Origin of the sequence: Bradyrhizobium sp. (assembly GCF_036735945.1) — a bacterium.
Taxonomy (GTDB): Bacteria; Pseudomonadota; Alphaproteobacteria; order Rhizobiales; family Xanthobacteraceae; genus Bradyrhizobium.
Map to the genome: position 1 here is coordinate 1 of NZ_DAINNI010000114.1, position 15,243 is coordinate 15,243.

Genomic DNA, 15,243 nt, shown 5'->3' on the forward strand with positions numbered 1-15,243 from the left:
TCCGCAAGGAGTGCCGCGCCTATGCGACGCACTGGCTCAACGTGCAGCGCGAGGAGTTCAAGCGGCTTGGCATCATCGGCGACTGGGATCACCCCTACGCCACCATGAGCTATCCGGCCGAGGCGCAGATCGCGCGCGAACTGATGAAGTTCGCCGCCAACGGCACGCTGTATCGCGGCTCCAAGCCTGTCATGTGGAGCGTGGTCGAGAAGACCGCGCTGGCCGAAGCCGAGGTCGAATACGAGGACTACACCTCCGACATGGTGTGGGTGAAGTTTCCGGTCAGGTTTTCGGCAGGTGAGACACAGCTAGAAGCAGGTGACCTCTTACGCGCGTCCATCGTAATTTGGACTACCACTCCATGGACTTTGCCCGGCAACCGCGCGATCTCGTTCTCGCCGAAGATCGCCTACGGTCTCTACAAGGTCACCGACGCGCCCGCCGATAACTGGGCGAAGACCGGCGATCTCCTGATCCTGGCCGATGCACTTGCAGAAAGCGTGTTCAAGCAAGCCCGCGCAACCGCTTGGGAGAGAATTCGCACTGTACCAGCGGACGATCTGGCCGTCATGTCATGCGCGCATCCGTTGAATGGTTTCAGCGGTGGTTACGAGTTTAAGGTCCCACTGCTCGCAGGCGATCACGTCACCGACGACACCGGCACCGGGTTCGTCCATACCGCACCCGGCCACGGCCGCGAGGACTTCGACGTCTGGACCGCGAACACGCGCGATCTCGACGCGCGCGGCATCAACACCGCGATCCCCTACACCGTCGACGAGAACGGCGCCTACACCGACCATGCGCCCGGCTTCACGGGAAAGCGCGTGATCAACGACAAGGGCGAAAAGGGCGACGCCAACGACGCCGTGATCAAGGCGCTGGTCGAGGCCGGCAAGCTTCTGGCGCGCGGCCGGCTCAAGCACCAATATCCGCATTCCTGGCGCTCGAAGAAGCCGGTGATCTTCCGCAACACGCCGCAATGGTTCATCGCGATGGACAAAGCAATTACTCCAAACAAAGTGGTTTGGGGTGGTGGCATAAATACCTTGACGCTGACGGGCGACGACACACTGCGGAACCGGGCTCTGAAATCGATTTCGGTAACGCAATGGGTGCCCGAGTCGGGCCGAAATCGCATCAACGGCATGATCGATAGCAAGCCCGACTGGGTGATCTCGCGCCAGCGCGCCTGGGGCGTGCCGATCGCTGTGTTCGTGCGCGAGAAGGGCGACGGCTCCGCCGAGATCCTGCAAGATGCTGATGTCAACAAGCGCATCGCCGATGCGTTTGAAGAGGAGGGCGCCGACGCCTGGTACACGGACGGGGCGCGCGAACGCTTCCTCGGCTCGCTCGCCAATGAAGAGTGGAAGAAAGTCGACGACATCTGCGATGTCTGGTTCGATTCCGGCTCCACGCACGCCTTCGTGCTGGAAGATGCCATGCACTTCCCCGGCCTCGCCGGCATCAAGCGCACGGTCGATGGTGGCCGCGATACCGTGATGTATCTCGAAGGGTCCGACCAGCACCGCGGCTGGTTCCAGTCTTCGCTGCTGGAAAGCTGCGGCACCCGTGGGCGTGCGCCGTTCGATATCGTGCTGACCCACGGCTTCACGCTGGACGAGAACGGCCGCAAGATGTCGAAGTCGCTCGGCAACACCGTCGAGCCGCAAAAGGTGATGAAGGATTCGGGCGCCGACATTCTCCGCCTCTGGGTCTGCGCCACCGACTATGCCGACGACCAGCGCATCGGCCCGGAGATCCTCAAGAACACCATCGAGACCTATCGCAAGCTGCGCAACTCGATCCGCTGGATGCTCGGCACGCTGCATCATTTCGATCCGGCCGACGCGGTCGCGCATGCCGACATGCCCGAGCTGGAACGGCTGATGCTGCACGAGCTTTCGAAGCGCGCCACGATCGTGCGCAACGCCTATGCCGAGTTCGACTACAAGACGGTGGTGGCGACGCTGGCCGCGTTCATGAACAGTGAATTGTCGGCGTTCTATTTCGACATCCGCAAGGACACGCTGTATTGCGACCCGCCGTCCTCGCTCATGCGCAAGGCGGCGCTGACCGCGATCGACACCATGTGCGATGCGATCCTGCGCTGGCTGGCGCCGGTGCTGAGCTTCACCTGTGAAGAGGCCTGGCGGATGTACCGGCCCAACGCGGAAGCTTCGGTGCATCTGACGCTGTTCCCGGAAGGGTTCGACCAGTTCCGCGATGACGCGCTCGCCGCCAAATGGGAAACCATCCGCGATGTCCGCCGCGTCGTCACCGGCGCGCTCGAACTCGAGCGCGCGGCCAAGAACATCGGCTCCTCGCTGGAGGCCTCGCCGCTGGTCTACGTGTCGGACAAGAAGATCTTCACGACGCTGTTCGATGTTGATCTTGCCGAAGTCTGCATTACCTCGAACGCGATGGCGACCAATGACGACGCGCCGGCCGGCGCGTTCACCCTGGCCGACGTGCCTGATGTTGCGGTCGTGGTCGAAAAGGCCGTGGGCACCAAATGCGCGCGTTCCTGGAAGATCCTCCCCACCGTCGGTGAAGACCCCGAATATCCCGACGTCTCCCCGCGCGACGCGCAGGCCTTGCGGGAATGGAAGGCGCTTGCCGCCGGCGAGAAACCGGCCGATGCCGTCGCAGAGATCGCTAGGCCGGTCGCCCTGGTCGAGCAGCCAGCCGCAGAACAAGCTCCGCAGCAGAAGGAAGCGCCCGGGCAAACCGCTTCCGAAAGCGTGACGGCTGCCAGGCCAAACAAGAGCTCGCAGGCCGAGGCAGCCGAGAGACCGGTCAAGGTCAAGAAGGTTGCGGCGGCCAAGAAGGCGGTTGAAACCGAGAAGGCCGTTGAAGCCGAACCCGCCAAGCCCTCTGCCCGGAAGGCCGGCGCCACGAAGTCCAAGGTAAAGAAAGCCACGGCGAAGAAAGCCGCTCCAAAGAAGGCGAAGGTCAGGAAGCCGGCAGTCAAGAAGGCCAAGGCCAACAAGGCCGCCAAATCCAGGAAGGCTGCTTCGGCGACGAAGGGAGCCAAGAAGGCAGCGACCAAGGCTGCCGCCAAGAAGGCGAAAAAGAAAGCAGCAGCCAGCAAAGCAGCAAAGAAGCCGCCGGCAGCAAAAGCCAAGAAGAAGAAAAAGAAGGCCAGATAAATGTCTGGCCTCGACGGCTCACGTACCCCTCATTTGCGCGCCGGCGTCATTGCGGCGGTGGCAGTGCTGGTGGTCGACCAGGCCTCGAAGCTCTGGCTGCTCCATGGGTTCGACCTCGCCCAACGCGGCGTGGTGAAGGTCATGCCGTTCTTCGACCTCGTGCTGGCATGGAATGTCGGGATCAGCTTCGGCTGGTTCCAGAGCGATAGTCAGCTCGCCCAGATCGCGCTGATGGCGATCAAGGCGATTGCCGTGATCGTGCTCGGGATCTGGATGGCGCGCTCCAGCACGCTGCTGGCGACGCTGGCGCTCGGCCTGATCATCGGCGGCGCGGTCGGCAATGGCATCGACCGCTTCCTGCATGGCGCGGTGGTCGATTTCGCCCTGTTCCACATCGATATCGCGGGAAAAACCTACAATTGGTACGTGTTCAATCTGGCCGATGTGGCCATTGTTGCCGGGGTGGCGGGCCTATTGTATGACTCGTTCCTGGGGGTACCGGCCGCAAAAGCGCCCTGATCCCGGTCGATACGAACCGTTGCGGTATGGGGCCACGACGCCCTCGAAACGGCCTCCGTATGTTGCAGAAATTGTGAATGGGAACAGCGCGATGCGCGATACCGAAGCCCGCTTCTGGATGCTGCAAACCGGCTCGCTGAGCCGGGCTTTGCGGTTCGCCGCCATTGCCCTCGGCGTCGGTCTGGTGATGGCCGCAGGCCCGGTGCGCGCCGCCGACGACGAGGACGAGGACGACAAGACCTTCGAGGAAAAGATCATCGAAGGCATCATGCGCGGCATCGGCGGCACCAACATGGAAGACCGCGGCATCGAATACCGCGAACGCTCGCCGCTGGTGGTCCCGCCCAAGCTCGATTTGCCGCCCCCATCGGCGGCAGCGGTCGAAACCAAGGCGCCCAACTGGCCCAAGGATCCCGACGAGCAGCGCCGCAAGGCAGCCATCGCGGCGCGCAAGAAGGCGAACAAGGATCCGATTGAAGCGGCCCGCGTCCTCAGCCCGGCTGAACTCGCGGCAGGCAAGACCGCCGCGCCCTCGCGCAACAGCAATGATCCGATACAGCCCGGCACGAACTCCAATCCGGTCCTGAGCCCTTCGGCGCTCGGCTATACCGGCGGCTTGAGCGGCCTGTTCGGCGGCAGCAAGACCGAGACGGCGCCGTTCAAGGGCGAGCCGACGCGGGATTCGCTGACCCAGCCGCCGCCCGGCTACCAGACGCCTTCCTCGAACTTTGCCTACGGCACCGGGCCGAAGGAATCGCTGAACAAGGAATACAATCCGGCCGCCGGCAAGTATGGCGAATAGTTTAAGTATGGCGAATAGTTAAGCCGATCTCTCGCCTTCGTGACGATGGACGATGCCGCCGCGGTGTACGATGCCGCGGTTTGATCCCGAGCGGTTTTGTCGGGTTACTTCTAACGTTTGCGCGAATTCCCGCCGCAGAACCGGTAGTCAGTTTTGCGGGACAGGCGCCAGATAGGTCATGATGTCCTCACATCGTTTTGCCGTTTCTCTCGCAGCCGCTTTCATCTCGACGTTCGCTCTCTCCGCCGGCAGCGCATTCGCCCAGACCACGGTCACATCGGAGCGTCCGGCCAGCTTCACTCTCGACAACGGCCTCCAGGTCCTGGTGATCCCGGATCGCCGCACGCCCGTCGTCACGCAAATGATCTGGTACAAGGTCGGCTCCGCCGACGAGACGCCGGGCAAATCCGGACTGGCGCACTTCCTCGAACATCTGATGTTCAAGGGCACGGCCAAGCACCCCGCCGGCGAGTTTTCCCAGACCGTGCTGCGGGTCGGCGGCAACGAGAACGCCTTCACCTCGCTCGACTACACCGGCTATTTCCAGCGCGTGCCGCGCGAGCAACTGGCGAAGATGATGGAGTTCGAGGCCGACCGGATGACCGGCCTCATTCTCAAGGACGAGAACGTGCTGCCCGAGCGCGATGTCGTACTCGAGGAATTCAACATGCGCGTTGCCAACAATCCGGAGGCGCGGCTGAACGAACAGATCATGGCGGCGCTGTATCTCAATCATCCCTATGGCCGGCCGATCATCGGCTGGCGCCAGGAGATCGAGAAGCTGGACCGCGAGGATGCGTTGGCGTTCTACAAGCGCTTCTATGCACCGAACAATGCGATCCTGGTGATCGCGGGCGATGTCGATGCCAAGGAAGTCCGCCCGATGGTGGAAAAGGCCTATGGCGGCATTCCCTCCCAACCGGCGATATCAGCACACCGCATCCGGCCGCAGGAGCCGGTGCCCGCCGCACCGCGCACGGTGACGCTCGCCGACCCCCGCGTCGAGCAGCCCGGCCTGCGCCGTCATTATCTCGTCCCCTCCTCCACGACAGCGGCGGCCGGCGAAGGCCCGGCGCTCGACGTGCTGGCTCAACTGATGGGTGGCGGATCCAACTCCTACCTCTACCGCGCGCTGGTGGTCGACCGTCAGCTCGCGATCAGCGCCGGCGCCGGCTATCAGGGCACGGCGCTCGATCCCACGCAGTTCTCGATCTCGGTCTCGCCGAAGCCCGGCGTCGAGTTTTCGCAAATCGAGCAGGTGATCGACGGCGTGATCGCGGAGGTCATCCAGAACCCCGCCCGCGCCGAGGACCTCGAGCGGGTCAAGACCCAACTGATCGCGGAGGCGATCTACGCCCAGGACAATCAGGCCACGCTGGCGCGCTGGTATGGCGGCGCGCTGACCACGGGGCTCTCGATCGACGACATCAGGAGCTGGCCGGAGCGGATTCGCGCCGTTACCGCCGAGCAGGTGCGTGACGCCGCGCAGAAATGGCTCGACAAGAAACGTTCCGTGACCGGCTATCTCATCAAGGATACCGCGCAGAAGCGTGAGGAGAAGCGCTCGTGATCCGTCTTTCGATCGGCGCGCAGCGCCTCGCCTCTCACCTCGTCGCGGGCCTCGTGCTGCTGGTGCTGGCGGCGAGCCCATCGCACGCCGCGGCAAAAATCCAGCGGCTGGTCTCCCCCGGCGGCATCGAGGCGTGGTTCGTCCAGGACGCTACCGTGCCGCTGATCGCGATGGAATATGCCTTCGCCGGCGGCGCCGCCCAGGATCCTTCAGGCAAGCCCGGTGTCGGCAACATGGTTGCCGGCCTGCTCGACGAGGGCTCCGGCGATCTCGATTCCAAGACCTTCCACGAGCGCCTGGAGCGCCGCGCCATCGAGCTGAGCTTCACATCGAGCCGTGATTCCTTCCGTGGCTCGCTCCGCATGCTCAAGGACAACAAGGACGAGGCCTTCGACCTCCTGCACATGGCGCTGACCTCGCCGCGTTTCGACGCCGCCGACGTCGAGCGCATTCGCGCGCAGGTGCTCTCCGGGCTGCGCCGCGACACCACCAACCCGACCTCGCTGGCGAGCCGCAAATTCCTCGAAGTCGCCTTCGGCGATCATCCGTATGGCCGGCCGGGCAACGGTACGCTCGACAGCGTGCCGACGATCGATGTCGCCGACATGAAGGATTACGTCCGCCGCATACTCGCCAAGGATACGCTTCGCATCGCCGTGGTCGGCGATGTCGACGCCAACACGCTCGGCAAGCTCCTCGACAAGACGTTCGGCACCCTGCCGGCCAAGGCCAGCCTGACGCCGGTCGCCGAGGTAGAGGCCACCAGGCCGCCGCAGCGCGCCTTCGTGCCGCTCGACGTGCCGCAGACCGTGGTGACCTTCGGTGGCCCCGGCGTACGCCGCCACGATCCTGATTTCATGACCGCCTATGTCGTGAACCACATCCTCGGCGGCGGCGGCCTGTCGTCGCGGCTCTACAAGGAGGTGCGCGAGAAGCGCGGCCTCGCCTACTCCGTCTACGAATCCCTGTTGTGGATGGATCGCTCCGCCCTGTTCATCGGCAACACCGGCACCCGCGCCGACCGCGCCGGCGAGACCGTCGACGCCATCGAGAAGGAAATCCGCCGCATCGCCGAGGAAGGCCCGACCCAGAAGGAACTGGACGAGGCAAAGTCCTATCTGAAGGGCTCGCAGATGCTGGCGCTCGACACCTCCTCGAAGCTCGCGCAGGCGCTGCTGCAATACCAGCTCGACAAGCTGCCGATCGACTACATCGAAAAGCGCAACGCCATCGTCGACGCCGTGACGCTCGACGACGCCAGGCGGGTGGCCAGGAAGCTGTGGGGCCAGGGCCTGCTGACCGTGATCGTCGGCCGCGCCCCGCAGGCCGCCGCCCAGCCCGCCGCGGCAGCGCCAAAGGCCAACTAGAGGCGCCGTTATGGCCGGGCTTGTCCCGGCCATCCACGTTTTCTATACGCTGATAGCACGTGGATACCCCGGGGTATAAGCCCGGGACGACTTTTGGTGCCATCATGCTGCGGGTCTCCCGCGACCTCACGATCAACGACGACGACATCGAGATCGTCTTCGTCCGCGCTTCAGGGCCGGGCGGGCAGAACGTCAACAAGCTCGCGACTGCGGCCCAGCTCCGCTTCGACACGCGTAGGATCGCGCTGCCGGAGGACGCGGCCGCGCGGCTTGAGCGCCTCGCCGGCCAGCGCATGACCAAGGAGGGCGTGATCGTGATCCACGCCCAGCGCTTCCGGACCCAGGAGCGCAACCGGGCCGACGCCATCGACCGCCTGCTCGAATTGCTGCGCGAGGCGCTGATCCGCCCGACGCCGCGGCGGGCGACCAAGCCGACCTTCGGATCGAAGCAGCGGCGGCTGGAAGGCAAGAAGCGGCGCGGCGACATCAAGGCCAAGCGCAACGTCCGCTTCGACGATTGAGCTCTGTCGCCCATAGAGCCGTCCAGCCGGGTTTTCGGTTCGCGGATCAGGGCGAAGGACACAAAAAACTCCGGCCGCGCCGAGGCGACCGGAGTTCTGTTGGAGGGCGCCTCGATGGAGGAATACGGGGCGCTTCCTCCGACCCTTATCTTGCGCTTGCAGGAGGGGTAGCCGGCGCACCGCTGGTTCTGGGCGCGCCGCCGGCGGCGCCAACGGTGCCCTTCATGCCGGGCTTCGCACCCGCCTTGTGGCTGCCTGCCCCGGCCGGCATGTCGTCCTGCATCTGGGTCGTACCTTTCGCGCCGCCGCGGATCGGCGCGTCGGATGAGGCGCCCTGCGCCAATACCGGACCGGCAAGCAGGGCCGACATTGCAACCGCGATCGCCGAGGTTTTCACTAGCTTCATCCATATCTCCCAGGTTTGGCGAGCGATGAACAATTCCGTTCCTTGAAGCGCCGTTCACAGCCGAGCTGCTCATCGCCGATCAGTCATTTGTCCGCGAACGGCGCGGGCGCCATGCAACCCGCGCGATGTGGTGATCGTGCAAGGATTTCGGGGTCATTTTGCGAATCCTCGGCCACGGGCCGACCGCATATGCGGCAGTTCCCCTTACGAGGCGTGCGGCGCCTTTTTTGTTCTGCGGTGAAACAGCCCGCTACTACCACCGCCTGTGAGGCGCGACCTAGAGTTCGTGCACAGCAACGGTGACGCATATGATAAAGCGGCGCGCGACGTGGGCGATTGGGCTCGGATTTTGTGGCGCGATGCTTGGCGTCCAGATGGCCGGAGCGCAAATGCCGCTGCCCGCCGCCAGGCCGCCCGACGGCGCGACGCTGTTCAAGCAGCAATGCGCGACCTGTCACACCACAAATCAATCCGATCCGGTCCGGCAAGGACCGTCACTGTTCAAGGTGGTCGGCAGGCAGGCCGGCAAGGCGGATGGCTTCCGTTACTCGCCCGGCTTCGAGAAGGCGGACTTCGTCTGGGATGACTCAAGGCTCGACACCTACCTGACCAATCCGCAGGGCACGATCCCCAACTCCGTCATGGCCTATCGCCAGCCGAAGGCGGAAACCCGCGCCGCCATCATCGCCTATCTCAAGGAGCTCAACTGAATGGCCAAACCCGTTCACTCGATGATCCGCGCGTTCGACGAGGCGAAGTCGCTGGACTTCTACGCACGCGCCTTCGGACTTGAGGTTGCCGACCACCTGAAATTTCCGGATTTCGCGCTGATCTATCTGCGTCACCCCTCCTCGCCCTTCGAGGTCGAGCTGACGATCAATTTCGATCGCAAGGAGCCCTATGCGCTCGGCGACGGCTACGGCCATCTTGCCGTCGTCGTCGATGATATCGACGCCGAGCACGCGAGATTCGAGCGTGAAAGCTTGTCGCCCGGGCCGCTGCGCGACTTCAAGCATGACGGCAGGACGCTGGCGCGCTTCTTCTTCGTCTCCGATCCCGACGGATACAAGATCGAAGTGATCCAGCGTGGCGGCCGCTTTGGTTAATCGCAATCAAAAAAGCAATTCAACGGAGGACACCCATGAGAGAAGTCGATCGTCGAAGCAAGTATGACCGTCGCGTCTTCCTGAAGGGCGCGGCGACGGCGGTGCCGGCCGTCGCGATCGCGACCAGCGCGGGCCTCGGCGTCAGCGACGCCTGGGCCGACGACGCCGCTGCGTTGCCACCGGCGACACTGAAGACGCTGGTGAAGATGGCGCGCGATATCTATCCGCACGATTTCCTTGGCGACAGTTATTACATCACCGCGATCAAGCCGTGGGATGGCAAGGCGGCGAAGGACCCCGCCTTGAAGTCACTGCTCAGCGACGGCGTCGCGCAGCTCGATCAGGCGGCCAATGAGCGCCACAAGGTTCCCTACGCACAGGTGGCCTGGGAAAGCGATCGCGTGGCGCTGCTGCAGCGTATCGAGCCGACGCCCTTCTTCCAGAAGATTCGCGGCGACCTCATCGTCTCCCTCTACAACCAGAAAGAGGTCTGGCCGAAGTTCGGCTACGAGGGCTCCTCCGCCGAGCATGGCGGCTACATCAAGCGCGGCTTCGCCGACATCGACTGGCTCCCGAAGGCTTGAAGAGCTTTAAGGCACCGAACAGTCAGGGGAGGAAACCCATATGGCAAAATTCGATCTGAATGACAGCGGCGTGGTCGTGATCGTCGGCTCCGGCGCGGGCGGCGGAACGCTGGGCAACGAGCTCGCGCAAAAAGGAGTCAAGGTGGTGATCCTAGAAGCCGGCTCGCGCATCGAGATTCAGGACTTCGTCAACGATGAGTGGGAGAGCTTCAGCCAGCTCGCCTGGTCCGACATGCGCACCACGTCGGGAAGCTGGCGCGTCGCCAGGGATTTTCCGAACCTTCCGGCGTGGATCGTGAAGGCGGTCGGCGGTTCGACGACGCACTGGGCCGGCGCCTCGCTGCGCTTCGACGAGCATGAGTTCAAGGTCAAGAGCACCTATGGCGACTTGGCCGGCGCCAACCTGATGGATTGGCCGATCACGCTCGCCGAGATGGAGCCGTGGTACGCCAAGGCCGAAGACAAGATGGGCGTCACCCGCACCAACGGCATCCCGGGACTCCCCGGCAACAACAATTTCAAGGTGCTGGAAGCCGGTGCGAAAAAGCTCGGCTACAAGGAAGTGCACACCGGCAACATGGCGATCAACAGCGAGCCACGCGACGGGCGCGGATCCTGCCAGCAGATCGGCTTCTGCTTCCAGGGCTGCAAGTCGGGGGCGAAATGGTCGACGCTCTATACCGAGATCCCCAAGGGCGAGGCGACCGGCAATCTCGAGGTGCGTCCCAACAGCATGGTGATCAAGATCGAGCACGACGCATCCGGCAAGGTGACGGGCGTGGTCTATGCCGACGAGAGCGGCGCGATGCAGCGCCAGAAGGCACGCGTGGTGGCGGTCGCCGGCAATTCGATCGAAAGCCCGCGGCTATTGCTCAACAGCGCCTCGAACATGTTCCCGAACGGCCTCGCCAACTCGTCCGGGCAGGTCGGCCGCAACTACATGCGGCACATGACCGGCAGCGTGTACGCGGCGTTCGAGAAATCAGTGCACATGTATCGCGGCACCACGATGGCCGGCATCATCAGGGACGAAGCGAAGAATAACCCGTCGCGCGGCTTCGTCGGCGGCTACGAGATGGAGACGCTGTCGATCGGCGTGCCGTTCATGGCGGCGTTCCTCAATCCCGGCGCATGGGGACGTCCCTTCACCTCGGCGATGGAGTCCTATCCGCGCATGGCCGGCATGTGGCTGGTCGGCGAGGACATGCCGCAGGAAAGCAACCGCATCACGCTGGACGCGAAAGCCAAGGACAAGTTCGGCATGCCGGTGGCGAGCGTGCATTTCGACGACCATCCCAATGACGTCGCGATGCGCAATCACGCCTACAAGCAAGGCGCCGCCGTCTACGAGGCCGTCGGAGCCACCGTGACCTATCCGACCCCGCCCTACCCGAGCACGCATAATCTCGGCACCAACCGGATGAGCGAGAAGCCGAAGGACGGCGTGGTGAACAAGTTCGGCCAGACCCACGACGTCAAGAACCTGTTCATCTCCGATGGCAGCCAGTTCACCAGCGGCGCCGCCTGCAATCCGACGCTGACGATCGTCTCGCTTGCGATGCGGCAGGCGGATCACATTGCCGGCGCGATGCAGCGCAAGGACATCTAGTTCCGGCAAAGCGAAAGCGGCCCGGTCCCGTCAGGATCGAGCCGCTTTTCCTATTCAGACCGGATGGAGCCTATTCCGCCGCGTCCAGGATGGCGCCGGCGTCGCCGCGAAACTCCGGCACGGCGACCGCACTCTTGGCGCGGTAGATCAGGCAGGAGCAGCGCAACAGCGAGGCGAAATTCTTGACCTCGCCATGGTGGTCAAGGACCTCGTTGTGCAGCGTGGTGAGGAACTTTGCCAGGGTCATGCCTTCTTTCGCGGCAATCTCCTCCAGCGTGTCCCAGAACGACATTTCGAGCCGGATCGAGGTGCAATGGCCGTCCATCCGCAATGACCGGGTCTGCGATTCGTAATCGCGCTGCGGCTGGTGCGCGAACAGATGGCACATGGCGTCCCTCCCGTCAGATTATAATTTTTCTAAACGATATACCCGACAACGCCGCCTCACAATCCCAACCCGCAACAGCAGGTCGAGCACGAAACCCCGCATATTCAAGGCGATAGTTGCCTTTCATCCCCAGCGGGGCATGGTTTCGGCCACGGCCCCATGCTTTTGCCGCCACGGGCGCCTAAAATGCTGGCTCAACCTCGAATCGACGTTTAAGCCCGCCACATGCCCGTCCGCCAGCTCCCCGAACAGGTCGTCAACCGCATCGCCGCCGGCGAGGTGGTCGAACGTCCCGCGAGCGTGGTGAAGGAACTCGTCGAAAACGCCATCGACGCCGGCGCCAGCCGAATCGACATCTTCACCGACGGCGGCGGCCGGCGGCGGATCGGCATCACCGATGACGGCAGCGGCATGACCCATGGCGACCTCGCGCTCGCCGTCGACCGTCACGCCACCTCCAAGCTCGACGACGAGGATCTGCTGCGCATTCGCACGCTCGGCTTTCGCGGCGAGGCGCTGCCCTCGATCGGCGCGGTGGCGAAACTCGGCATCACCACACGCCACGCCGGCGAACCGCATGCCTGGTCGCTCTCGGTCGAGGGTGGTGTGAAATCGGACATCATGCCGGCGGCGCTGTCGCAAGGCACCCGCGTCGAGGTCAGCGATCTCTTCTTCGCGACCCCCGCCCGGCTGAAATTCCTCAAGACCGACCGCACCGAGGCGGAGGCGATCCGCGAAGTGGTGCGGCGTCTTGCGATGGCGCGGCCCGACGTCGCCTTCACGCTCGCCGGCGAGGAGCGCGCCCCGGTGACCTGGGCCGCCGCGCTGCCCGGCGCGGCTGGCCGCCTGACCCGGCTCGGCGATATCCTCGGAAGCGATTTCCGCTCATGCGCCATCGAAGTGCGCGCCGAGCGCGAAGGCGTCGTGGTCGAGGGATTTGCCGCCGCGCCGTCGCTGACGCGCGCCAATGCGCTCGGGCAATATCTGTTCGTCAATGGGCGACCGGTACGCGACAAGCTGATCCTCGGCGCGGTGCGTGCGGCCTATTCGGATTACCTTCCGCGCGATCGCCATCCCGTCGTGGCGCTGTTCGTGACGCTGCCGCCGCAGGAAGTCGACGCCAACGTGCATCCGGCCAAGACCGAGGTACGGTTCCGCAACGCCGGCCTGGTGCGCGCGCTGATCGTGCATGCGCTGAAGGATGGCCTCGCCCGCGAAGGCCGCCGCACCGCCGCCAATACCGACGGCGCGGCGCTGTCGGCGTTTCGTCCCTCGTTTGCGCCGCGCCCGACCAACTGGGACTGGCGCAGCTCGCCGGCCTATCCGGTCAGATCAGCGCCGTCGTTCGAGGGCGCGGCAGCAACGGTGTTCGCCGAAGCCGGGCAGACCGCCTTCGATGTCGGCGCGCCGACCGCCGACGTGCGCTTCGAGGCGCAGCCGACAGCCGATATGCTCGACCGGCCGCTCGGCGCCGCGCGCACGCAGATCCACGAGACCTATATCGTTTCGCAGACCCGCGACGGCCTCATCGTCGTGGACCAGCACGCCGCGCATGAGCGCATCGTCTATGAGAAGCTGAAGGCGTCGCTGGCGAGAAACGGCGTGCAGCGTCAGATCCTGCTGATCCCGGAAATCGTCGAACTCGACGAAGCAACCGTCGAGAAACTGCTCGACCGCGCCGAGGAGCTGGCATCGTTCGGCCTTGCCATCGAATCCTTCGGCCCCGGCGCGGTGGCGGTGCGCGAGACGCCGTCGCTGCTCGGCAAGGCGAACGCCGCCGGATTGTTGCGCGACCTCGCCGAGCACATGGCCGAGTGGGATGAAGCCTTACCTTTGGAGCGCCGGCTGATGCATGTCGCCGCCACCATGGCCTGCCACGGCTCGGTCCGCGCCGGCCGCCGCCTCAAGCCGGAAGAGATGAACGCGCTGTTGCGCGAGATGGAAGACACGCCGAATTCCGGCCAGTGCAACCACGGCCGCCCGACCTATGTCGAGTTGAAGCTCGCCGATATCGAGAAGCTGTTCGGAAGAAGGTGAGCCGCCTCCGCACTGCATCACCCGCGGAAGCGGGTGATCCAGTATTCCAGAGACATCAGTGTTTGAACGGATAGCCCGCGGCGTCCTGGATCGCCCGGTCGAGCCGTGCGATGACAGTCGTCGTTGCGGAAGCAGCGCGCTCACCTGCTCCGCAAAAACACAAACTCCGTATCGTCATACGCGCGCCGCTCCAGCTCCTCGAACCCTTCGGGCGCCGCGAACGCCGCAGCCTTCGCTTCCTCCACCACGACCAGCGCTTCACGCGTCAGCCAGCCGCCGTCGCGCAGCGATACCAGCGCCTGCTCCGCGAGACCCTTGCCGTAGGGCGGATCGAGAAACGCCAGCGCGAACGGCTCGACCGGATGCGCCGGGCCGAGATCGGTGGCGTCGCGGCGGTAGACTTTGGTGACGCCGCCGAGACCGAGCGCTTCGACATTGTTGCGCAACAGCGCGCGTGCTTCGGCGCCATTGTCGACGAACAGCGTGAACGCCGCGCCGCGCGACACCGCCTCGATGCCGAGCGCACCGGTGCCGGCGAACAGGTCGAGCACCCGCGCGCCCTCGATCGGGTTGTCATAGGCGTGGATCAGGATGTTGAATACGGACTCGCGCAGGCGGTCGGCCGTCGGGCGGATCGCCTGCGTCGCGGGCGAGGCCAGGTTGCGGCCCTTCAATCTTCCGCCGACGACACGCATGTTTCAGCTACTCGTCCCGCGGCTTCAGATCGCGCTTGCCGTGATAGCCGCGCTTCGGGCGGCGCGGCGGGCCGTAGCCGTTGGCCTCGTCCTCGTTGCGCGCGCGGGATTCCTCGCTGCCGGTACGCTGCACCAGCACGCGGCGGCCCTTGCGGTCGGCGATCAGCGCGCTCTTGCCGGCCGGCTTGAACGGCTTCTTGCCGCGCGGCGCATCGTCATCATCAGCCGCTCTGTCGTCCTGCGCCGGGCGGTTGAAGTCGGCGCCGGCAAGCGCTGCGATCTTCTCGCCGAGCTGCTCGCGCAGCACCCGCGTCTTGACCTCCTCGACCTGGCCCTCGGCCAGCTCACCGAGCTGGAACGGCCCGTAGGAGACGCGGATCAGGCGGTTCACCTCGAGGCCGAGATGGGCCATGACGTTGCGCACCTCGCGGTTCTTGCCCTCGCGGATCGCGAACACGACCCAGACATTGGCGCCCTGGTCGCGCTC

14 protein-coding genes and 1 pseudogene are annotated in these 15,243 nt (G+C 64.8%); 11 read left to right on the top strand and 4 right to left on the bottom strand.

The features are described from left to right. The 6 genes from ileS to arfB form a co-directional block, all read left to right on the top strand. On the top strand, nucleotides 1–3,152 hold a 3,152-nt coding region (gene ileS / locus V7E26_RS24310; RefSeq protein ID WP_324421092.1), incomplete at its 5' end, for an isoleucine--tRNA ligase. After that, the gene (gene lspA, locus V7E26_RS24315; protein ID WP_324421094.1) at nucleotides 3,153–3,671 is read left to right on the top strand and encodes a signal peptidase II; all 519 of its coding nucleotides are present in this window, start codon (nucleotides 3,153–3,155) and stop codon (nucleotides 3,669–3,671) included. It abuts the gene before it with no gap. Between the two features lie 91 nt (nucleotides 3,672–3,762). Continuing rightward, nucleotides 3,763–4,473, top strand: a complete 711-nt coding sequence (locus tag V7E26_RS24320; protein WP_324421096.1) for a hypothetical protein — start codon at nucleotides 3,763–3,765, stop codon at nucleotides 4,471–4,473. Nucleotides 4,474–4,651: 178 nt separating this feature from the next. Then, a complete protein-coding gene (locus tag V7E26_RS24325) occupies nucleotides 4,652–6,043 on the top strand; it encodes a M16 family metallopeptidase (RefSeq protein WP_442893471.1) in 1,392 nt (463 codons plus the stop codon). Nucleotides 6,044–6,096: 53 nt separating this feature from the next. Continuing rightward, the gene (locus tag V7E26_RS24330) at nucleotides 6,097–7,410 is read left to right on the top strand and encodes a M16 family metallopeptidase (RefSeq protein ID WP_324421119.1); all 1,314 of its coding nucleotides are present in this window, start codon (nucleotides 6,097–6,099) and stop codon (nucleotides 7,408–7,410) included. Nucleotides 7,411–7,514: 104 nt separating this feature from the next. Then, nucleotides 7,515–7,931, top strand: coding sequence for an alternative ribosome rescue aminoacyl-tRNA hydrolase ArfB (arfB, locus tag V7E26_RS24335; RefSeq protein WP_324421098.1), 417 nt, complete (start codon nucleotides 7,515–7,517; stop codon nucleotides 7,929–7,931). Nucleotides 7,932–8,076: 145 nt separating this feature from the next. On the opposite strand, the gene V7E26_RS24340 is transcribed toward arfB, so the two are convergent. Continuing rightward, on the bottom strand, nucleotides 8,077–8,337 hold the full coding sequence (locus V7E26_RS24340) for a hypothetical protein (protein ID WP_324421100.1): 261 nt from the start codon (nucleotides 8,335–8,337) through the stop codon (nucleotides 8,077–8,079). 389 nt (nucleotides 8,338–8,726) lie between these two features. On the opposite strand from V7E26_RS24340, the gene V7E26_RS24345 reads away from it, so the two are divergent. From V7E26_RS24345 to V7E26_RS24360, 4 genes are read left to right on the top strand one after another with little or no spacing between them, the layout of a single operon-like run. Continuing rightward, the gene (locus V7E26_RS24345; protein ID WP_324421102.1) at nucleotides 8,727–9,047 is read left to right on the top strand and encodes a c-type cytochrome; all 321 of its coding nucleotides are present in this window, start codon (nucleotides 8,727–8,729) and stop codon (nucleotides 9,045–9,047) included. Next, nucleotides 9,048–9,443, top strand: a complete 396-nt coding sequence (locus V7E26_RS24350) for a VOC family protein (protein ID WP_324421104.1) — start codon at nucleotides 9,048–9,050, stop codon at nucleotides 9,441–9,443. It begins immediately after the preceding gene. Nucleotides 9,444–9,478: 35 nt separating this feature from the next. Then, nucleotides 9,479–10,027, top strand: coding sequence for a gluconate 2-dehydrogenase subunit 3 family protein (locus V7E26_RS24355; RefSeq protein WP_324421106.1), 549 nt, complete (start codon nucleotides 9,479–9,481; stop codon nucleotides 10,025–10,027). 40 nt (nucleotides 10,028–10,067) lie between these two features. After that, nucleotides 10,068–11,636, top strand: coding sequence for a GMC family oxidoreductase (locus V7E26_RS24360; protein ID WP_324421108.1), 1,569 nt, complete (start codon nucleotides 10,068–10,070; stop codon nucleotides 11,634–11,636). Nucleotides 11,637–11,706: 70 nt separating this feature from the next. Here the strand turns inward: V7E26_RS24360 and V7E26_RS24365 are convergent, their stop codons facing one another. Continuing rightward, nucleotides 11,707–12,024 carry a ribbon-helix-helix domain-containing protein gene (locus V7E26_RS24365; RefSeq protein WP_324421110.1) on the bottom strand — a complete coding sequence of 106 codons (318 nt, stop codon included), beginning with the start codon at nucleotides 12,022–12,024 and terminating at the stop codon, nucleotides 11,707–11,709. Between the two features lie 225 nt (nucleotides 12,025–12,249). On the opposite strand from V7E26_RS24365, the gene mutL reads away from it, so the two are divergent. After that, on the top strand, nucleotides 12,250–14,061 hold the full coding sequence (gene mutL, locus V7E26_RS24370; RefSeq protein ID WP_324421112.1) for a DNA mismatch repair endonuclease MutL: 1,812 nt from the start codon (nucleotides 12,250–12,252) through the stop codon (nucleotides 14,059–14,061). Between the two features lie 140 nt (nucleotides 14,062–14,201). On the opposite strand, the gene rsmD is transcribed toward mutL, so the two are convergent. After that, complete coding sequence (gene rsmD, locus V7E26_RS24375; protein ID WP_324421114.1) at nucleotides 14,202–14,756, bottom strand: 16S rRNA (guanine(966)-N(2))-methyltransferase RsmD; 555 nt, start codon at nucleotides 14,754–14,756, stop codon at nucleotides 14,202–14,204. Nucleotides 14,757–14,763: 7 nt separating this feature from the next. Further along, a pseudogene (locus tag V7E26_RS24380) lies at nucleotides 14,764–15,243 on the bottom strand (pseudouridine synthase); the annotation flags it as partial.

Bases quoted from the DNA above. Each gene is read 5' to 3' on its own strand.
- V7E26_RS24325 (WP_442893471.1), top strand. From the start codon at position 4,652: ATGATGTCCTCACATCGTTTTGCCGTTTCTCTCGCAGCCGCTTTCATC.
- mutL (WP_324421112.1), top strand. From the start codon at position 12,250: ATGCCCGTCCGCCAGCTCCCCGAACAGGTCGTCAACCGCATCGCCGCC.
- V7E26_RS24340 (WP_324421100.1), bottom strand. From the start codon at position 8,337: ATGAAGCTAGTGAAAACCTCGGCGATCGCGGTTGCAATGTCGGCCCTG.
- V7E26_RS24355 (WP_324421106.1), top strand. From the start codon at position 9,479: ATGAGAGAAGTCGATCGTCGAAGCAAGTATGACCGTCGCGTCTTCCTG.
- V7E26_RS24360 (WP_324421108.1), top strand. From the start codon at position 10,068: ATGGCAAAATTCGATCTGAATGACAGCGGCGTGGTCGTGATCGTCGGC.
- rsmD (WP_324421114.1), bottom strand. From the start codon at position 14,756: ATGCGTGTCGTCGGCGGAAGATTGAAGGGCCGCAACCTGGCCTCGCCC.
- arfB (WP_324421098.1), top strand. From the start codon at position 7,515: ATGCTGCGGGTCTCCCGCGACCTCACGATCAACGACGACGACATCGAG.
- V7E26_RS24350 (WP_324421104.1), top strand. From the start codon at position 9,048: ATGGCCAAACCCGTTCACTCGATGATCCGCGCGTTCGACGAGGCGAAG.
- V7E26_RS24365 (WP_324421110.1), bottom strand. From the start codon at position 12,024: ATGTGCCATCTGTTCGCGCACCAGCCGCAGCGCGATTACGAATCGCAG.
- V7E26_RS24320 (WP_324421096.1), top strand. From the start codon at position 3,763: ATGCGCGATACCGAAGCCCGCTTCTGGATGCTGCAAACCGGCTCGCTG.
- lspA (WP_324421094.1), top strand. From the start codon at position 3,153: ATGTCTGGCCTCGACGGCTCACGTACCCCTCATTTGCGCGCCGGCGTC.
- V7E26_RS24345 (WP_324421102.1), top strand. From the start codon at position 8,727: ATGCCGCTGCCCGCCGCCAGGCCGCCCGACGGCGCGACGCTGTTCAAG.